Here is a 16,956-nt window from a genome sequence, read left to right as displayed (position 1 = left end):
GCGGCCCGGTGGCTCGGTGCGGTCGGTGATGCTTTCGGGATTGCCTCGACAGACGTTACGGGTGGTGCGAGCCGACGGGGTTCAACCGTTCGATGGGCTTGTGGCCTTGGCTCCGGTGGACGCGGCGGGCGCCCCGTCGTCCTCGTCGGGGACCTCGTCATCCGAGTCCGTGTCGTCAGAGTCTACCTCAGCATCCGGGCGCACCCATTCACGACCCGTGCGGTAGACGCTCGGCTCGAGTCCCGGGTGGCGCCGAGTCTGCACGATGTAGATCACGATGCCGAGCACGACGGCGAGGAAGGCCGCCCAGACGTTGGTCGGGATCCCGAGGATGTTGAATTCGCTGGGGTCGATGCGGATCGACTCCAGGTAGGAGCGGCCGAGGCCGTACCAGATGAGGTAGACGGCGAAGGCCTTGCCCCAGCGCAGCTGCAGCTTGCGCTCCAGGAAGAGGATGACGACGACGCCGATGACGTTCCAGATGATCTCGTAGAGGAACAGCGGCTGGAACAGCGTGTCGGCGGGGAGGCCGACCGGGATCGCCTTGTTGCCGGCGTCGATCTGCAGGCCCCACGGCAGGTTGGTCGGCAGGCCGAACAACTCCTGGTTCACGTAGTTGCCGAGCCGGCCGATCGCCTGGGCGAGGAGCAGGGCCGGGGCGAGCGCATCGGCGAACGACCAGAACCGCACACCCGTGATCCGCGAGGCGATCGCGACGCCCACGGCGCCGCCGAGCAGCGAGCCGAAGATGGCGTTGCCGCCCTCCCAGATCGCGAACACGTTCCAGGGGTTCGCCCCGGCGTAGAAGTAGTCGGCGGGGTGGGTGAAGACGTGGTAGAGCCGGGCACCGATGATGCCGAGGACGACCGCCCACAGGGTGAAGTCGAGCACCACGCCCGGCTCACCGCCGCGCTTGCTCAGCCGGCGGGAGGTCCACAGCACCGCCACGACGATCCCGATGAGGATCATGATCGCGTAGGTCTGGATGCGCCAGTGCCACCCGAAGAGGTCGATCGGGATGTTCTGCCACTCGGGCCCCGGGCTCGGGATGCTGGCGTACCAGCTGCTCATCGTCGCAAACACCCGAAGACTCACCTTTCGTTCCGGTCAGGCCGCGCGGATCGCCGCGCAGCCTCCATAGTCTAAGACGACGGCGCTACCGCGCCGTGCCACCCGCCAGTTCGGCCGCCGTGCGGGCGACCGCCTCGACCCCGCCGTCGGCGAGGGCCTTGACCAGCGCGGAACCGACGATCGCGCCGTCGGCGTACTCCAGCACCTCGCGCACCTGGGCGCCCGTCGATATCCCGACGCCCACGCAGGCGCTGGTCGACCCGGCGTCGCGCAGACGGCCGATGAGGGTGCGTGCGGCGGCGTCCACGTCGGAACGCGCTCCGGTGATCCCCATCGTGGAGACGGCGTAGACGAAGCCGCGGCTCGCCTCGACGGTCCGGCGCAGGCGCTCGTCGGTGGAGGTCGGGGCCGCGAGGAACACCCGGTCGAGGCCGGTCCGCTCCGATGCGGCCAGCCAGGCGGCGCCCTCGTCGGGGATCAGGTCGGGCGTGATCAGACCCGCTCCCCCGGCGGCGGCCAGATCGTCCGCGAAACGGTCGACGCCGTACTGCAGCACCGGATTCCAGTAGGTCATGACCAGCACCGGGACGTCGGCGCGCTTCGTGATCTCGCGCACCGCCGTGATGCCGTCGCGCAGGCGGAAGCCGTTCGCGAGAGCCTGCTGGGTCGCGGCCTGGATGACGGTTCCGTCCATGACGGGGTCCGAGTACGGCAGGCCGAGCTCGATGATGTCCACGCCGTTCTCGGCGAGGGCGACGGCGGCGTCGATGCTCGTCTGCAGATCGGGGAACCCGGCGGGCAGGTAGCCGATCAGCGCGCCGCCGGCCTCCCGGTTGCGCTGGGCGATGGTGTCGGCGACCCGGCTCACGACTGCACGGCTCCTTCGTCGATCAGGCCGAAGTAGCGTCCGGCGGTCTCCATGTCCTTGTCCCCGCGGCCGCTGAGGTTGACCAGCACGATGCCGTCCGGGCCCAGTTCGCGGGCGAGCACGAGGGCACCGGCGAGGGCGTGCGACGACTCGATCGCCGGGATGATGCCCTCGGTCAGGCTGAGGAGGCGCAGTGCCTCCATCGCCTCGGCGTCCGTCACGGGCCGGTACTCGGCCCGGCCGATCGCGGCGAGCCACGAGTGCTCCGGGCCGACGCCCGGGTAGTCCAGACCGGCGGAGATCGAGTGCGACTCGATGGTCTGGCCGTCCTCGTCCTGCAGCAGGAGGCTGCGCGCACCGTGCAGCACGCCCGGGCGGCCCTTGGTGATGGTGGCGGCATGACGCGGCGTCTCCGCCCCCTCGCCGCCGGCCTCGAAGCCGACGAGGCGCACGTCCTCGTCGTCGAGGAAGGCGTGGAAGATGCCGATGGCATTGGATCCGCCGCCGACGCAGGCGGCGACCGCGTCGGGAAGACGCCCGGTCAGCGCGAGCACCTGCTCGCGGGCCTCCTCGCCGATGATCTTCTGCAGGTCGCGGACCATCGCGGGGAAGGGGTGCGGGCCGGCGACCGTGCCGAAGATGTAGTTGGTGGTCTCGACGTTCGTGACCCAGTCGCGCATCGCGTCGTTGATCGCGTCCTTGAGCGTCCGCGAGCCGGTCTTGACCGCGATGACCTCCGCGCCCAGGAGGCGCATGCGCGCGACGTTCAGCGCCTGGCGCTCGGTATCGACCTCGCCCATGTAGATCGTGCACTCCAGGCCGAAGAGGGCGGCGGCGGTCGCGGTCGCCACGCCGTGCTGGCCGGCGCCGGTCTCGGCGATCACGCGCTTCTTGCCGATGCGCTTGGTCAGAATGGCCTGGCCCAGCACGTTGTTGATCTTGTGCGACCCGGTGTGGTTGAGGTCCTCGCGCTTGAGGATGATGCGCGCACCGCCCGCGTGTTCCGCGAAGCGCGGGACCTCGGTGATGATCGACGGGCGCCCGGTGTAGCTGCGCTGCAGCTCGTCGAGCTCCGCGTGGAACGCGGGGTCGGCCTTGGCCGCCTCCCACGCCGCGGACAGTTCGTCCAGGGCGGCGACGAGCGACTCGGGCACGAAGCGGCCGCCGAAGTCGCCGAAATAGGGACCGGTCTCGGAACGGAGGGACATCAGACTCCCAGGAACTCGCCGAGCGTGGCGACGGGGTCGCTCGTGACGAGCGCCTCGCCGACGAGCACGACGTCCGCGCCCCCCGCCCGGTAGTGCGCGACGTCGGCCGCCGAGAGGACGGCGGACTCCGCGACGCGGATGGTGCCGGCCGGGTACCGGTCGGCCAGGCGGCCGAACAGATCGCGGTCCAGCTCGAACGTGGAGAGGTTGCGGGCGTTCACGCCCACGAGCTTCGCGCCGGTGTCGAACGCACGGCTCAGCTCGTCCTCGGTGTGCGCCTCGACCAGCGGGGTCATGCCCAGCTGGACGATCAGGTCGTGCAGCGAGACCAGGGTCTGCTGGTCGAGGGCCGCAACGATGAGGAGCACGAGGTCGGCGCCCGCGGCGCGCGCCTCGAAGATCTGGTACGCCTCGGCGACGAACTCCTTGCGGAGGACGGGGATCGAGACCGCGGCGCGCACCGACTCCAGGTCGGCGAGCGAGCCGCGGAAGCGGCGCTCCTCGGTCAGGACGCTGATCGCGCTGGCTCCACCGGTCTCATAGGCGGAGGCCAGGGCGGCCGGATCGGGGATGTCGGCGAGGGAGCCGCGCGACGGGCTCGCCCGCTTGACCTCGGCGATGACCTTGATGCGGTCGGCCGGGGCGAGCGCGGCGAGGGCGTCCAGCGCGGGGGCGCGATCGAGAGCGGCGGCCTCGACGACGGCGAGCGGACGCTCGGCACGCCGCCGTTCAGCATCCTCGAGCGCGCCGGCGACGAGGTCGGCGAGCACGCGTCAGTGACCCTTCGGGGTGTACTTGTCGCCGCCCACGCCGTACCCGGCGCGCTTCATGACCCAGCCCACGATGAGACCCACGATGGCCAGACCGGCCGCCGCCCAGACGATGATCGGCGCGTCGAAGAAGAAGGCCACAGCGCCGATGGCGAAGGCGACCAGCATGATGATCACGGCCGTCCACGCCGCCGGCGAATGACCGTGGCCTGGCTCGACTGACTCGGTGCTCATGGGACTCCTGCACGTCGGGTGCGCGCCGACGGGCGCGCACGGGAATGGGAACGGATCAAGTCTAGTGGCTCAGCGCGTGGGATCGTCGCCGCGGCTCAGCTCGTCCCAGCTGTCGATCGCGGTGTCGCGATCGAGGGAGGCGGGACCCGTTGCGGCCTCGCCCTCGGCGACGGCGCGCGCCTCCTCATCGTCCGTCTCGGGCGCGCCGAGCTCGGCCGGCAGGGCATCGGCGGCCCCGCCCTCGGCGGCGGCGAACCGGGTCTGGTACTTGCGCGACGACCCCGGCCAGAGCCGGGAGAAGACGACGACGGCGGCGCTCGCCAGCACGATCAGCACCCCGCCCGCGACGGCGAGCCAGGGCCAGAACTGCACGTCCACGGCGCCGACCAGGTGCCGCACCGACGCCTCCCCCGCCACCCCGGTCGCCGTCGTGATGGCCGAGGAGGAGGCGCGGAGCGTGTCGGCGAGTGCGCTCCCGGCGGAGATCAGCACCGAGACGCCGAGCAGCACGCCGAGCAGGGCGAGGACGATGCGGAACACCGGTCCGGCGATCGCGAGCGCAGCGGTCAGCGCCAGCCCGGCGAGCGAGAGGGCGGTGAGAGCGGGCGCGGCGGTGGAGCCGGGAACGCCGAGGACGCTGACGTGGCTGGCCACGTCGGTGAGGTGGACGCTGAACCAGGTCTGCGTCGCCGACAGCAGCGCGAACCCGCTGCCGGCCACCAGTGCCAGCAGCGCGAGGTACTTGGACCGGCGGTTCACGGGCCGTTGCGCCGGTGCCGCCGTCTCGGCGCCGTCGTCGGGGAGCTCTGCGGTCATCGTGCTCAGCGCCCGCCCGTGCCGGGATCGCCCACGCGGCGCATCGCGTTCGCCACGGCGACCGCACGCAACGGCGCCGCCGCCTTGTTCTGCGACTCCTCGAACTCGTTGCGCGGAACGGAGTCCGCGACCAGGCCGCCACCGGCCTGCACCCGGGCGACGCCGTCCATGATCGTCGCCGTGCGGATCGCGATGGCGAGGTCGGCGTCGCCGGCGAAGTCGAAGTAGCCGATCACTCCCCCGTACACGCCGCGCTGCGCCGGTTCCAGCTCGTCGATGATCCGCAGCGCCATCGGCTTCGGCGCACCCGAGAGCGTCCCCGCCGGGAACGTCGCCCGGAAGACGTCGATCGCCGAGGCGTCCGGCAGCAGGTCGCCCTCCACCGAGGAGACGATGTGCATGATGTGGCTGAACCGCTCGATGCGCATGAACTCGGTCACCTCGACCGACCCCGCCGCGCACACCTTCAGCAGGTCGTTGCGCGCGAGATCGACGAGCATCAGGTGCTCGGCCCGCTCCTTGTCGTCGGCCAGTAGCGAGGCCTCCAGGTCGAGGTCCTCCTCCGGGGTCGCGCCGCGCGGGCGAGAACCGGCGATCGGATGGGTGAACGCGCGCCCCTCCTGGACCTTCACGAGCGCTTCGGGAGACGAGCCGACGATCTGGAACGTGCGGTCGCCGTCGCCGTCGGGCCGCTCGAGCGAGAGCAGGTACATGTACGGGCTCGGGTTCAGGGCGCGCAGCACGCGGTACACGTCGAGGGACGTCGCCGCGCACTCCAGCTCGAACCGCTGCGAGATGACCACCTGGAAGATGTCGCCCGCGACGATCCGCTCCTTGGCGGTCTCCACCGAGGCGAGGAAGTCCTCCTCGCGGGTGCGCGACACCGGATCGGCCGGGGTGGCGAGGTCGACCTCGGCCAGCCACGCCTCCGACGGCTGGGCGAGTTCGCGCTGCATCCGGTCCAGGCGCGCCTGCGCGTCGGCCCAGAGGGCGTCGGCGGTCTCCTCCCCGTCTGCGAGGGCGTTGGCGATCAGCTTGACCGTGCCGGAACGGTGGTCGAGGACCACCAGATCCGCCGCGAACGCGAGCGCCTGGCCGGGGATGTCGTAGTCGGCCGGCGGCTGATCGGGCAGCCGCTCGATCTGACGGATCGCCTCCCAGCCGATGAACCCGACCAGACCGCCGGTCAGGGGCGGCAGCCCGGGGATGCGCGGCGTCTGCCACCGCGCGTGCAGCGCGGCGAGGGCGTCGAGCGGGCGCAGCGACGTCTCGCCGCCCAGCGCGCGCTCGGCCGTCAGGCCGTAGTCGAGCCAGCGGACCTCGTCCCCCTGCTGGGTCAGCACGCCGAAGGAGGCCGCGCCGACGAACGAGAAGCGCGACCAGATGCCTCCCTGCTCGGCCGACTCCAGGAGGAAGGTCCCCGGCCGGCCGGCGGCGAGCTTGCGATAGATGCCGACCGGGGTCTCCCCGTCGGCGAACAGCTCACGCACGACCGGCACCACGCGATGGCTGCCGACGAGAGCATCGAAGGCCTCCCGGGTGGTGGACGCCGCACTCGTCGCGATCACAGGTCGGCCCTCATCTCGTCGGTGTCGGCGGCGCCGTCGCCGACGACGGGGTCGAGCTGATCGGCGTCGAAGCAGGTCCGGGTGCCGGTGTGGCAGGCGGCGCCGATCTGGTCGACGGTCACCAGGAGGGTGTCGCCGTCGCAGTCGAGGGCGGCCGACTTCACGAACTGCACGTGGCCGGACGTGTCGCCCTTGCGCCAGTACTCCTGCCGCGACCGCGACCAGAACGTGACGCGGCCCTCGGTCATCGTGCGGCGGAACGCCTCCGCGTCCATCCACCCCATCATGAGCACCTCGCGGGTGTCCCACTGCTGGATGATCGCCGGGACGAGCCCGGCGTCCGTGAAGCGGATGCGTTCGAGCACCGCGCGCTGGTCGTCGCTCATGAGCGGACCTCCCGTCCTGCCCTCGCCAGGGCCTCCTTCACGTCGCCGATCGTCAGCTCACCGGAGTGGAAGACGCTCGCGGCGAGCACCGCGTCCGCACCCGCGTCGATGGCGGGGGCGAAGTCGGCGACCGCGCCCGCACCGCCGGAGGCGATCACGGGCACGCTGCTGACGGCACGCATCTCGCGGATGAGCTCCAGGTCGAAGCCCTCCTTGGTGCCGTCGGCATCGATCGAGTTGACGAGCAGTTCGCCGGCGCCGAGGTCGATCGCCCGGCGCGCCCACTCCAGGGCGTCGAGGTCGGTTTCGGTGCGCCCGCCGTGGGTCGTCACCACGAAGCCCGACGGCGTGGCCGCCGAGCGCTTGACGTCGAGGGACAGCACCAGCACCTGTGCGCCGAACCGGTCGGCGATCTCGGCGACCAGCTCGGGGCGCGCGATGGCCGCCGAGTTCACGCCGATCTTGTCGGCGCCGCTGCCGAGCAGCCGCGCGACGTCCTCGGCGCTGCGCACGCCGCCGCCGACGGTGAGCGGGATGAAGACCTGCTCGGCCGTCGCCCGCACCACGTCGTAGGTCGTGGAACGGTCGTCCACCGTCGCCGTCACGTCGAGGAAGGTGAGCTCGTCCGCCCCCTGCTCGAAGTACTTGGCCGCCAATTCCACCGGGTCGCCCTGATCGCGCAGGTTCTGGAAGTTCACGCCTTTGACGACCCGGCCGGCCGCCACGTCCAGGCACGGGATGACACGGACCGCGACGGACATCAGATCCGCGCCGCGTGGATGGAGGTCACCAGGATGGCCCGGGCGCCCAGCTCGTAGAGGTCGTCCATGACGCGGTTGGTCTGGTCCTGCTTGATCATGACCCGCACGGCGACCCAGTCCGGCTCGCCGAGCGGCGACACGGTCGGGGACTCGACGCCCGGCGTCAGCGCGACGGCCCGGTCGAGGAGCACCGCGGGCAGGTTGTAGTCGACCAGCACGTACTGACGCGCGACCATGACGCCCTGCAGCCGGCGCAGCAGGGTGTCGACCCCGGCGGCGCGCGTCGGCGACGAGATCAGCACGGCCTCGGACTCGAGGATGACCGGACCGAAGATCTCCAGTCCCTGCTTGCGCAGCGTGGAGCCGGTCTCGACCACGTCGGCGACGGCGTCCGCGACACCGAGACGCACCGCCGACTCCACCGCTCCGTCGAGCTTGATCAGTGCGGCGTCCACCCCGCGCTCGGCGAGGAACGCGCCGACGAGACCCGGGTAGCTCGTCGCCACCCGCTTGCCGTGCAGATCGGCGAGGTCGGTGAACCCGTTCGCCGGTGCGGCGAACCGGAAGGTCGAGGCGGCGAAGTCGAGCGAGGCGATCTCCCCCGCCGGCGATCCGGAGTCGAGCAGCAGGTCGCGGCCGGTGATGCCGACGTCGAGCGCGCCCGAGCCGACGTAGGTGGCGATGTCGCGCGGGCGCAGGTAGAAGAACTCCACCCCGTTGCGCGCGTCGGTGACGATGAGCTCCTTGGGGTCGCGGCGGCCGACATAGCCCGCCTCGTGGAGCATCTGCGCCGCGGTCTCGGAGAGGGAGCCCTTGTTGGGGACGGCGATCTTCAGCATGGTTTCGAAGTCTTTCGTGACGTGACGGATCAGGGTGCGCCGGGGGGCGCCTGCGGGATCGGGGTCACAGATGTCGGTAGACGTCGGCCGGCGTGAGGCCTTTGGCGAGCAGGAGCACCTGGAGGTGGTAGAGCAGCTGCGAGATCTCCTCGGCCGTCTCCTCGTCTGACTGGTACTCGGCGGCCATCCAGACCTCGGCGGCCTCCTCCACGATCTTCTTTCCGATGGCGTGCACGCCCGCGTCCAGCTCGCGCACCGTCCCGGATCCCTCCGGGCGGGTGGCGGCCTTCTCGCGGAGCTCGGCGAAGAGGTCGTCGAAGGTTTTCACCATTACAGCGTAGCGGTCGCAGCGCCTCGTCCGTGCCGCGCGCGGAGACGGCGTCCGGAGGCCGCGGTCAGTGGCCGTGCGCGGCGACCGCCGCGCGCAGACCCGCGATCTGCTCCGCGGGTTCGCCGCGGAAGACGCTCGAGCCCGCCACGAACGTGTCCGCGCCGTTCTCGGCCGCGACCACGATCGTCTCGGACGTCACGCCCCCGTCGACCTGCAGCCACACGTCGAGCCCGCGGGCCTCGACCGCCTCGCGCAGGGCGCGCAGCTTCGGCATGGTCTCCGGCATGAACGACTGGCCGCCGAAACCGGGCTCGACCGTCATCACCAGCACCTGGTCGAACTCGGGGAGCAGCTCGAGGTAGGGGGCGACGTCGGTGCCCGGCTTGAGGGCGACGCCGGCCCGGGCGCCGATGCCGCGCAGCCGGCGCGCGAGCGCGACCGGGTCGGTCGCCGCCTCGGCGTGGAAGGTGACCGAGTACGCGCCGAGCTCGGCGTAGCCCGGCGCCCAGCGCTCGGGGTCGTCGATCATCAGGTGCACATCCAGCAGGATGGCGCTGACCGCCTGGATGCGCTCCACCATCTGCGGGCCGAAGGTGAGGTTCGGCACGAAATGGTTGTCCATGACGTCCACGTGCACCAGATCCGCCGTGGCGATCCGATCGAGGTCGCGTTCCAGGTTGACGAAGTCGGCGGCGAGGATGCTCGGATTGATGCGGGCCATGCCTCCAGCCTAGGGTGCGGGCCGCCTGGCTCGCTTACTTGGCACGCTTGGCCAAGAGGGCGATGAACATGGCGTCGGTCAGATGCCGGTGCGGCCACAGCTGCACGACGTCCTCCTCGTCCGCGAGGTCGAGGCGCTCCACCGCCAATCCCTGCACGACCGCGGCCGTCCCGACGGACTCCAGCTCGGGATGCCGCTGCCGCGCGGCCGCCACGATGCTGCGGGTCTCGGCGATGTGCGGCGAACAGGTGACGTAGGCGAGCAGGCCGCCGGGCGCCAGCGCGGCGACGGCGGAGTCGAGGAGCCGCGCCTGCAGCGCGCTCAGCTCCGCGACGTCCTTCGGCTCTTTGCGCCAGCGCGCCTCGGGCCGCCGCCGCAGCGCGCCGAGACCGGTGCAGGGCGCGTCGAGCAGGATGCGGTCGAAGGCCTCCGGGTGGACGTCGCCGACCCGGGTGCCGTCCTCCTCCCAGACGGGGACCTCGAGCGGCACTGCCGCGAGGGCCGACCGGACCAGGTCGGCGCGCGCGGGGACCAGCTCGTTGGCGACCAGCTCGGCCCCGCCGGCCAGCGCCTCCGCCGCCAGCAGAGCCGCCTTGCCGCCCGGCCCCGCGCACAGATCGAGCCAGCGCTCGCCTGGCCGGACGGGACGAGCACGGGTCAACGCGAGCGCCGCGAGCTGCGACCCTTCGTCCTGCACACGCAGGCGGCCTTCCGACGACACGACGAGCCCCTGAGGGTCTCCGCCGTCGCCGGTGAAGCCGACGGGCGAGAACCGGTCGGGCCGGCTGCCTGCGGGCGCCTCCACCAGGCCAGGGAGCGCGACCAGGTTGACCCGCGGAGCGGCGTTGTCCGCCTCGAGCAGGTCCTCCAGCTCGTCACCGCGCCCCTCGGCGTTCAGGGAGCGCCGGAAGGCGCGGATCACCCAGGTGGGGTGCGAAGTCACGGCGGCCAGCCGGTCGTCCTCGTTTCGTGCCTCGGCGACGACCCGCTCCCGCCACTCCTCGGGCGTGTGCCGACCGATCTCGCGCAGCACGCCGTTCGCGAAGCCGGTGGCCGAGCGGCTCCCGACGAGCCGGGCCAGTGCGACCGACTCGTTGACCGCCGCGTGCGAGGGGATGCGGGTGGAGAGCAGCTGGTGCGCGCCGAGCCGCAGCACGTCGAGGATCGGCGGATCGATGCGGTCGACGGGGCGGCCGGCGGCGCGCTCGATCACCCGGTCGTAGTAGCCCTGCATGCGCAGCGTGCCGTAGGTGAGCTCGGTCGCGAGCGCGGCGTCGGCGGTCGACAGGCGGGCGCGGGCGATCCGGCCGGGAAGCAGCAGATTGGCGTAGGCATCGGACTCGCTGACGGCCGCGATCACGTCGTAGGCGACCTGCCGCGCGGGCTGGACCGCGGGCTCGACCGGCCGACGCTCCGGCGCGCGACGCCCCGCATCAGGGCGCCGCTGATCGCCGCGCCGCTGATCGCCACGCCGCTGGTCGCCGGGGCCCGATGGACGACGGTCGCTCATGCGAGCACCGCCTCTCCGCCGGTGCCGCGCCACCAGTCGGCAGCGGCCATCGCCTTCTTGCCCGCGGGCTGCACGGTGCGCAGCTCGAGCGGTGCGGTGCCGGTGCCGACGAGCACCCGCTTCTCGCGCAGCTCCACCCGACCCGGTGGCAGGGCGGTGGCCTCGCCTGCGGGACGGGCCTCGAGGAGCTTGAAGCGCTCCCCGTCGAGCAGGACGAACGCGCCCGGCTCGGGGGTCACGCCGCGCAGCTGCGCGTAGACCTCCTCGACCGGACGGCCGAGGTCGAGGCGTGCATCCTCGATGGTGAGCTTGGGGGCCGCGGTCGGCTCGCCCTCTTGGGGGCGTGCGACGGCGGTGCCGGCGGCGAGGGCGTCCACGGTGTCGGTCAGCAGGGCCGCACCCGACACCGCCAGCGCCTCCAGCACCTCGCCGGACGTCTCGTCGGCGCCGATCGGGCGGCGGAGCTCGGCGAAGACCGCGCCGGCGTCGAGCGCCGGGACGAGCTGGAAGACGGCCGCGCCGGTCTCGGCGTCGCCGGCGATGACTGCGTGCTGCACCGGCGCCGCGCCCCGCCAGCGCGGGAGCAGCGAGAAGTGCAGGTTCACCCAGCCGAGCCGCGGCGTCGACAACAGGGGTTCCCGCACCAGACCGCCATAGGCGACGATCACCCCGAGATCCGGGGCGAGGGCGGCGACCCGCTCGGTCGCCTCCTCCCCCAGCCGATTGGCCCGGACGGTCTCGATTCCGAGGTCCGCCGCCGCCGCCGCGACGGGTGACGGGGTGAGGACGCGCTTGCGTCCGAGCGGGGCGTCCTCACGTGTGATCACCGCCACGACGTCGTGCCGCTGCGCGAGCAGCCGGAGCGAGGGGATAGCGACGGCGGGGGTGCCGGCGAAGACGAGGCGCATGCGAAAGGTTCTTCCGGAAGAGGGGTGGAGCGGGAGCCGCGGTCGAGTCTACCCGCGCCGGCTAGAGGATCTCCGGGTCGTCGAAGCGCACCCGGAGGGTGGGGGCAGGGCGGAAGCCGCCGCGTCCCGCGAGGGCCTTGCGGCGCTTCGTCGCGTTGCGCACCACGGCGGCGCGCACGGCGGCCGCGACCTCCGCACCCCGCGCATACTCGAAGCGCAGGATGCCGCGCACGAGCCGGTCGTCGACGGACGCGGGACCGAGCACGTCGATCAGCAGCTCCGCGTCCACCGCGTCGATCACCGCGCGGACCGCCTCCTCCGTGCCGGTCACCGAGGCGAGCCGCACCGCGGGCGGGAATCGCAGCCCGCGCCGGTCGGCCAGCTCGGCGCGGGCGAAGTCGACGAGCCGGCCGGTCGCGAACGCACGCGCCAGGGGGCCGGACACTCCGACCAGGAGCGTCGGTGCGCCCGCGGCCGCCAGGGTCGCGGCACTCGACCACCAACGGAGGCAGTCCTCGGCGACATGGAGGGTCTCCCGGGCCAGCATCCGCTCACCGTCGAGCAGGAGCACCGCCTGATAGCCGCCTTCCGCGATCGGCTCCGCACCGCGGGTGGCGACGACGAGCGCGGGCGCAGCGGGGACCCGCTGGACCGGGTGGTCGCCGTCGGCCAGGATCACCCGAACGCCCGGGAACGCCCGCCCCAGTTCCTCGGCCGTGCGGCCGGAGCCGAGACTGACCATCCGGAAGCGCCGGCCCTCGCAGCGTTCGCACTGCCAGTCGCTCGCCAGCGCACCGCACCACCCGCACGACGGCGTGGCACCGGAGCGGGTCTGCCCGAGCGGTCCCTCGCAGCGGTTGCAGCGCGCGGCCTGACCGCAGCTCACGCAGGCCAGCAGCGGGACGTAGCCGGGGCGCGCGACCTGCACGAGCACCGGCCCCGCCGGCCGTCCGCTCTCGCCGCTCAGCGACTCCCTGGCCGCCCGCCAGGCCAGCGAGGGGATGCGAGCGGCGCGGGCGGCGTCCTCCGTCGCCTGCTGGTTCGCGGTCAGCACCACCTTCGGGGTGACCGCACGCTCGGGGGCCACATCGCGCAGCCAGCCCAGCTCGACCAGGCGCTGCGTCTCCACGCTGCGCACCAGTCCGGAGAGGACGAGCGCGCAGCCCTCCAGCTCCTGGCGCACCAGTGCGGCATCCCGGGTGTGCACGTAGGGGCTCAGGGGTTCGGCCTGCAGCGGATCGCTGTCCTCCCAGACCACGATCAGCCCGAGGCGCGCTGCCGGGGCGTAGACGACCGAACGGTTCCCGATCACGATGCGGGGTCCGCTCAACGCGGCGAGGAAGGCACGGTACCGGTCGGGGTTCGCCTGTGCGGCGTCCGCCCGCACGACGGCCTCCGCCGGTGCGATCGCGGCGAGGGCCGCGGCCAGCTGGTCCAGGTCTCGATGATCGGGCACCGCGATGATGGCGGTCCGTCCACCAGCCCAGCACGCGGCGGCGAGAGCCGCCAGCGTCACCGCCCACTCCCCGACCCAGGTGCCGTCGGGCAGCGGCGCGAGGCGTGGGATCGCCTGCAACGCGAGTCGATCGTTCCCCGCGACGGCGGCCTCCAGGACACCCTCGCCGTAGCCGCGGACCGCGATCGCGGGCGGCCGCGGAGCGGGCGAGCGCTGTTCCTCGGGCAGCGCCAGCCAGGACTTCTCCGCCCGGACCATCCGCCCGGGCACGGCGAGACGCAGGATGTCGCTGGCCGTTCCCGCGCTGCGGTCGGCCAGCCGACGGGCGAGCGCCCACACCCCCGGGGTGAGCACGGGAACCGGGGAGACGACGGCCTCGAGCGGGCTCAACGTGCCCTCGAACCCGTCCTCCGGTTCCGCGAGCTCGACGAGGTACCCGTCGGCGATCCGGCCTGCGGTCCGCAACGGAACCCGCACGCGGACCCCCGGCACCGCGTCGTCGACGAGCGCGTCGGGCACGGAGTAGTCGAAGAGATGATCCAGCTGCGGGAGGGGCGAGTCGAGGACCACGCGGGCGACCCGGCCGGCCGCCGCCACCGTTACAGCCCCGCGGCCGACCGCAGGTCGTCGACGCGGTCGAGCCGCTCCCAGGTGAAGTCGGGGAGCTCGCGGCCGAAGTGACCGTAGGTCGCCGTCTGCGCGTAGATGGGCCGCAGCAAGTCCAGGTCGCGGATGATCGCGGCCGGGCGCAGGTCGAAGACCTCGCGGATCGCGGCGATGATCCGCTCGTCCGGCACGGCGCCCGTGCCGAATGTCTCCACGTACAGGCCGACAGGCGCCGCCTTGCCGATCGCGTACGCGACCTGGAGTTCGAGGCGCTCGGCCAGACCGGCGGCGACCGCGTTCTTCGCCGCCCAGCGCATCGCGTACGCGGCCGAGCGGTCGACCTTCGACGGGTCCTTGCCCGAGAAGGCGCCACCGCCGTGCCGGCTTGCGCCGCCGTAGGTGTCGACGATGATCTTGCGGCCGGTCAGCCCGGCATCCCCCTTCGGGCCGCCGATCTCGAATCGGCCGGTCGGGTTGATGAGCGTGCGGATGTGCGACGTCTCCAGCCCGGCGCCGTGCAGCACGGGGGCGATGACCTCCTCGATCACCTCGGCCTGGAGCTGCTCGTTCGAGACGGAGGGAGCGTGCTGCGTCGAGAGGACGACGGTCTGGACCGACTTCGGCACGATGCCCTCGTAGCCGACGGTGACCTGGGTCTTGCCGTCCGGGCGCAGGTAGTCGAGGGTCCCGTCCTTGCGGACAGCGGCCAGCCGCTCGGAGAGGCGGTGCGCCAGCCAGATCGGGAGGGGCATGTACTGCGGGGTCTCCGTCGTCGCGTATCCGAACATGATGCCCTGGTCGCCGGCGCCCTGGCGATCGAGGTCGTCCTCGCTCTGCTCGGAGCGGGTCTCGAGCGCGTTGTCGACGCCCTGGGCGATGTCGGGCGACTGCGCGCCGATCGAGACCGAGACGCCGCACTGGGTGCCGTCGAAGCTCACATCGGACGAGTCGTAGCCGATCTCGACCAGCTTGTCGCGCACGAGTGACGGGATCTCGACGTATCCGCGGGTCGACACCTCGCCGGCGACATGGACGAGGCCGGTGGTGACCAGCGTCTCGACCGCGACGCGACTGTTCGGGTCGACGGTGAGCAGGGCGTCCAGGATGCTGTCCGAGATCTGGTCGCAGATCTTGTCCGGGTGCCCTTCGGTGACCGACTCGGACGTGAAAAGGCGCAGATCTGCCATGGTTCTCCTTGGGTCGGACGGGGCTGCGGCGACGGGCGTCAGGCGATGACGTCGAGGATACGATCGGCCACCGACAGCTTGGTGCCCGACGCCTCCATCACTATATCTCCGCCCTTCCGGAGCACCACGACCTCGTTGCTCTCCGTTGCGAAGCCCTGCGTCCAGCCCACCTGGTTGAGCACCAGGAAGTCGCAGCCCTTGGCCGCGAGCTTGTCGCGGCCGAGCTCGATCAGCGCGGAGGGGTCGGGTTCGGTCTCCGCGGCGAAGCCGACCAGCACCTGGCCATCGTGCTTGCCCTGCGCGAGGCCGGCGAGGATGTCGGGGTTCGCGACGAGCTCGAGGGTGAGGGTCTCCCCCACCTCGGACTTCTTGATCTTCGCGTCGCGCGCACGCACCGGCCGGAAGTCGGCGACGGCGGCGGTCATCACGACGATGTCGGCCGAACGGGACGCCGTGGTCACGGCGTCCTGCAGCTCGAGCGCGGTCTGCACCTCGACGAGCTCGACGCCCTCGGGAGGGTCCACCTCCAGGTGGGCCGCAACCAGCACGACCTCCGCCCCGCGCGCCAGCGCAGCGCTCGCGAGGGCGACGCCCTGCCGACCGCTGGAGCGGTTGCCGAGGAAGCGCACGGGGTCCAGCGGCTCCCGGGTGCCCCCGGCGGTGATCACGACACGCCGGCCGGCCAGGTCGACGCCGCCGCGGGGAAGGCGGGCGGCCTCGTTCGCCCGGCGACGCTCGGAGAGCACGACCACGTCGGCGACCGGTTCTGGTGCGGGGGCCGCCGCGGGCCGGGGCGACACGCCCGCCGCCCGCAGCGCGGCGCGCGCGATGACCTCGGGCTCCTCCATCCGGCCGGGGCCGGAATCGGCGCCGGTCAGCTGACCGCTCGCCGGACCCACGATGGTGACCCCGCGGCCGCGGAGCGTCGCGATGTTCGCGACGGTGGCCGGGTTGCGCCACATCTCGGTGTGCATCGCCGGTGCGATGACGAGCGGGGCGGTGGAGGCGAGCACGGTGTTGCCGAGCAGGTCGTCGGCGATGCCCGCGGCGAGCTTCGCTATCGAGTTCGCCGTCGCAGGCGCGATCACGATGAGATCGGCCGACTGCCCGATCGCCACGTGCCGCACCTCCGCGACGCCCTCATAGAGGTCGGTCGCCACCGGGTTGCGGCTGATCGCCTCGAGGGTGGGACGCCCGACGAACCGCAGTGCGGCCTCCGTCGCCACCACGTGCACCGAGTGGCCGTCGAGCACGAGCGCCCGGATCACGCCCACCGCCTTGTAGGCGGCGATGCCTCCGGTCACTCCGACGACGATGGTCAAACGTGCGCTCACGGCGCCACCCCCTCAACGGCAGAGTCCTGCTGCGGCCGGGCCGTGCCCGGCGATCTCGGTGCTGTGCTACTCGACGATCGGCTTGACGACGAGCTTGTCCTCGTTGATCTCGTGCATCGCGACCGAGAGGGGCTTGTCGTCGACCGACGAGTCGACCAGCGGGCCGACATTGTCGAACAGGCTGCCCTCGTGCAGGTCGGCGTAGTAGTCGTTGATCTGGCGGGCGCGCTTGGACGCGAAGATCACCAGGGCGTACTTGGACTCCACCTTCGAGAGCAGGTCGTCGATGGGCGGGTCGATGATGCCGTTGTTGCTGGTTGCCATGCGGAGGGACTCCTTCAGCTGTTTTCTGTGGAAGACCGTGGTCGGTCTGGTCGTTCTG

General features: G+C 72.3%; 18 protein-coding genes. All 18 read right to left on the bottom strand.

Annotated elements, in window-relative coordinates:
* Nucleotides 1–81: 81 nt before the first annotated feature.
* The 18 genes from lgt to rpoZ all read right to left on the bottom strand — a co-directional run bounded on the left by lgt (nt 82) and on the right by rpoZ (nt 16,898).
* Nucleotides 82–1,071 carry a prolipoprotein diacylglyceryl transferase gene (gene lgt / locus U870_RS0101950; protein ID WP_025155738.1) on the bottom strand — a complete coding sequence of 330 codons (990 nt, stop codon included), beginning with the start codon at nt 1,069–1,071 and terminating at the stop codon, nt 82–84.
* A gap of 85 nt (nt 1,072–1,156) precedes the next feature.
* Nucleotides 1,157–1,939, bottom strand: a complete 783-nt coding sequence (gene trpA / locus U870_RS0101945; protein WP_025155737.1) for a tryptophan synthase subunit alpha — start codon at nt 1,937–1,939, stop codon at nt 1,157–1,159.
* Entirely contained in the window at nt 1,936–3,147 is a 1,212-nt protein-coding gene (gene trpB, locus U870_RS0101940) for a tryptophan synthase subunit beta (RefSeq protein WP_025155736.1), read from the bottom strand. The genes trpA and trpB overlap by 4 nt, the downstream gene beginning before the upstream one ends.
* Complete coding sequence (gene trpC / locus U870_RS0101935) at nt 3,147–3,917, bottom strand: indole-3-glycerol phosphate synthase TrpC (RefSeq protein ID WP_025155735.1); 771 nt, start codon at nt 3,915–3,917, stop codon at nt 3,147–3,149. The genes trpB and trpC overlap by 1 nt, the downstream gene beginning before the upstream one ends.
* Nucleotides 3,918–3,920: 3 nt before the next feature.
* Complete coding sequence (locus U870_RS0101930; protein WP_025155734.1) at nt 3,921–4,151, bottom strand: DUF6704 family protein; 231 nt, start codon at nt 4,149–4,151, stop codon at nt 3,921–3,923.
* A gap of 69 nt (nt 4,152–4,220) precedes the next feature.
* The gene (locus tag U870_RS0101925; RefSeq protein WP_025155733.1) at nt 4,221–4,967 is read right to left on the bottom strand and encodes a Trp biosynthesis-associated membrane protein; all 747 of its coding nucleotides are present in this window, start codon (nt 4,965–4,967) and stop codon (nt 4,221–4,223) included.
* A 5-nt stretch (nt 4,968–4,972) separates the two neighbouring features.
* The gene (locus tag U870_RS0101920; RefSeq protein ID WP_025155732.1) at nt 4,973–6,535 is read right to left on the bottom strand and encodes an anthranilate synthase component I; all 1,563 of its coding nucleotides are present in this window, start codon (nt 6,533–6,535) and stop codon (nt 4,973–4,975) included.
* The gene (hisI, locus tag U870_RS0101915) at nt 6,532–6,921 is read right to left on the bottom strand and encodes a phosphoribosyl-AMP cyclohydrolase (protein ID WP_025155731.1); all 390 of its coding nucleotides are present in this window, start codon (nt 6,919–6,921) and stop codon (nt 6,532–6,534) included. The genes U870_RS0101920 and hisI overlap by 4 nt, the downstream gene beginning before the upstream one ends.
* On the bottom strand, nt 6,918–7,682 hold the full coding sequence (gene hisF / locus U870_RS0101910; RefSeq protein ID WP_025155730.1) for an imidazole glycerol phosphate synthase subunit HisF: 765 nt from the start codon (nt 7,680–7,682) through the stop codon (nt 6,918–6,920). Before hisF ends, hisI begins: the two co-directional genes overlap by 4 nt.
* Nucleotides 7,682–8,521 (bottom strand): ATP phosphoribosyltransferase, encoded by an 840-nt coding sequence (gene hisG, locus U870_RS0101905; protein ID WP_025155729.1) that lies wholly within the window; start codon nt 8,519–8,521, stop codon nt 7,682–7,684. The genes hisF and hisG overlap by 1 nt, the downstream gene beginning before the upstream one ends.
* 64 nt (nt 8,522–8,585) lie before the next feature.
* Entirely contained in the window at nt 8,586–8,849 is a 264-nt protein-coding gene (locus U870_RS0101900) for a phosphoribosyl-ATP diphosphatase (protein ID WP_025155728.1), read from the bottom strand.
* A 67-nt stretch (nt 8,850–8,916) separates the two neighbouring features.
* Nucleotides 8,917–9,573 (bottom strand): ribulose-phosphate 3-epimerase, encoded by a 657-nt coding sequence (rpe, locus tag U870_RS0101895; protein ID WP_025155727.1) that lies wholly within the window; start codon nt 9,571–9,573, stop codon nt 8,917–8,919.
* A 34-nt stretch (nt 9,574–9,607) separates the two neighbouring features.
* Complete coding sequence (locus U870_RS0101890) at nt 9,608–11,083, bottom strand: RsmB/NOP family class I SAM-dependent RNA methyltransferase (protein ID WP_025155726.1); 1,476 nt, start codon at nt 11,081–11,083, stop codon at nt 9,608–9,610.
* A complete protein-coding gene (fmt, locus tag U870_RS0101885; protein ID WP_025155725.1) occupies nt 11,080–11,991 on the bottom strand; it encodes a methionyl-tRNA formyltransferase in 912 nt (303 codons plus the stop codon). The genes U870_RS0101890 and fmt overlap by 4 nt, the downstream gene beginning before the upstream one ends.
* A 61-nt stretch (nt 11,992–12,052) precedes the next feature.
* Complete coding sequence (locus tag U870_RS0101880; RefSeq protein ID WP_025155724.1) at nt 12,053–14,044, bottom strand: hypothetical protein; 1,992 nt, start codon at nt 14,042–14,044, stop codon at nt 12,053–12,055.
* Nucleotides 14,045–14,046: 2 nt separating this feature from the next.
* Nucleotides 14,047–15,240 carry a methionine adenosyltransferase gene (metK, locus tag U870_RS0101875; RefSeq protein WP_025155723.1) on the bottom strand — a complete coding sequence of 398 codons (1,194 nt, stop codon included), beginning with the start codon at nt 15,238–15,240 and terminating at the stop codon, nt 14,047–14,049.
* Between the two features lie 38 nt (nt 15,241–15,278).
* Nucleotides 15,279–16,562 carry a bifunctional phosphopantothenoylcysteine decarboxylase/phosphopantothenate synthase gene (locus U870_RS0101870; RefSeq protein ID WP_025155722.1) on the bottom strand — a complete coding sequence of 428 codons (1,284 nt, stop codon included), beginning with the start codon at nt 16,560–16,562 and terminating at the stop codon, nt 15,279–15,281.
* A 78-nt stretch (nt 16,563–16,640) separates the two neighbouring features.
* On the bottom strand, nt 16,641–16,898 hold the full coding sequence (gene rpoZ, locus U870_RS0101865) for a DNA-directed RNA polymerase subunit omega (RefSeq protein ID WP_025155721.1): 258 nt from the start codon (nt 16,896–16,898) through the stop codon (nt 16,641–16,643).
* Nucleotides 16,899–16,956 lie beyond the last annotated feature (58 nt).

This window comes from Leifsonia aquatica H1aii, from assembly GCF_000633535.1.
Taxonomy (GTDB): domain Bacteria; phylum Actinomycetota; class Actinomycetes; order Actinomycetales; family Microbacteriaceae; genus Leifsonia; species Leifsonia aquatica_A.
The sequence above is the reverse complement of the archived record's forward strand: the minus strand, read 5'-3'. Positions and strand labels throughout refer to the sequence as shown.

Coding starts and splice junctions, on each gene's coding strand:
- lgt (WP_025155738.1), bottom strand. CDS start 1,071: ATGAGCAGCTGGTACGCCAGCATCCCGAGCCCGGGGCCCGAGTGGCAG.
- trpB (WP_025155736.1), bottom strand. CDS start 3,147: ATGTCCCTCCGTTCCGAGACCGGTCCCTATTTCGGCGACTTCGGCGGC.
- U870_RS0101930 (WP_025155734.1), bottom strand. CDS start 4,151: ATGAGCACCGAGTCAGTCGAGCCAGGCCACGGTCATTCGCCGGCGGCG.
- U870_RS0101925 (WP_025155733.1), bottom strand. CDS start 4,967: ATGACCGCAGAGCTCCCCGACGACGGCGCCGAGACGGCGGCACCGGCG.
- hisI (WP_025155731.1), bottom strand. CDS start 6,921: ATGAGCGACGACCAGCGCGCGGTGCTCGAACGCATCCGCTTCACGGAC.
- hisF (WP_025155730.1), bottom strand. CDS start 7,682: ATGTCCGTCGCGGTCCGTGTCATCCCGTGCCTGGACGTGGCGGCCGGC.
- hisG (WP_025155729.1), bottom strand. CDS start 8,521: ATGCTGAAGATCGCCGTCCCCAACAAGGGCTCCCTCTCCGAGACCGCG.
- rpe (WP_025155727.1), bottom strand. CDS start 9,573: ATGGCCCGCATCAATCCGAGCATCCTCGCCGCCGACTTCGTCAACCTG.
- U870_RS0101890 (WP_025155726.1), bottom strand. CDS start 11,083: ATGAGCGACCGTCGTCCATCGGGCCCCGGCGACCAGCGGCGTGGCGAT.
- fmt (WP_025155725.1), bottom strand. CDS start 11,991: ATGCGCCTCGTCTTCGCCGGCACCCCCGCCGTCGCTATCCCCTCGCTC.
- metK (WP_025155723.1), bottom strand. CDS start 15,240: ATGGCAGATCTGCGCCTTTTCACGTCCGAGTCGGTCACCGAAGGGCAC.
- rpoZ (WP_025155721.1), bottom strand. CDS start 16,898: ATGGCAACCAGCAACAACGGCATCATCGACCCGCCCATCGACGACCTG.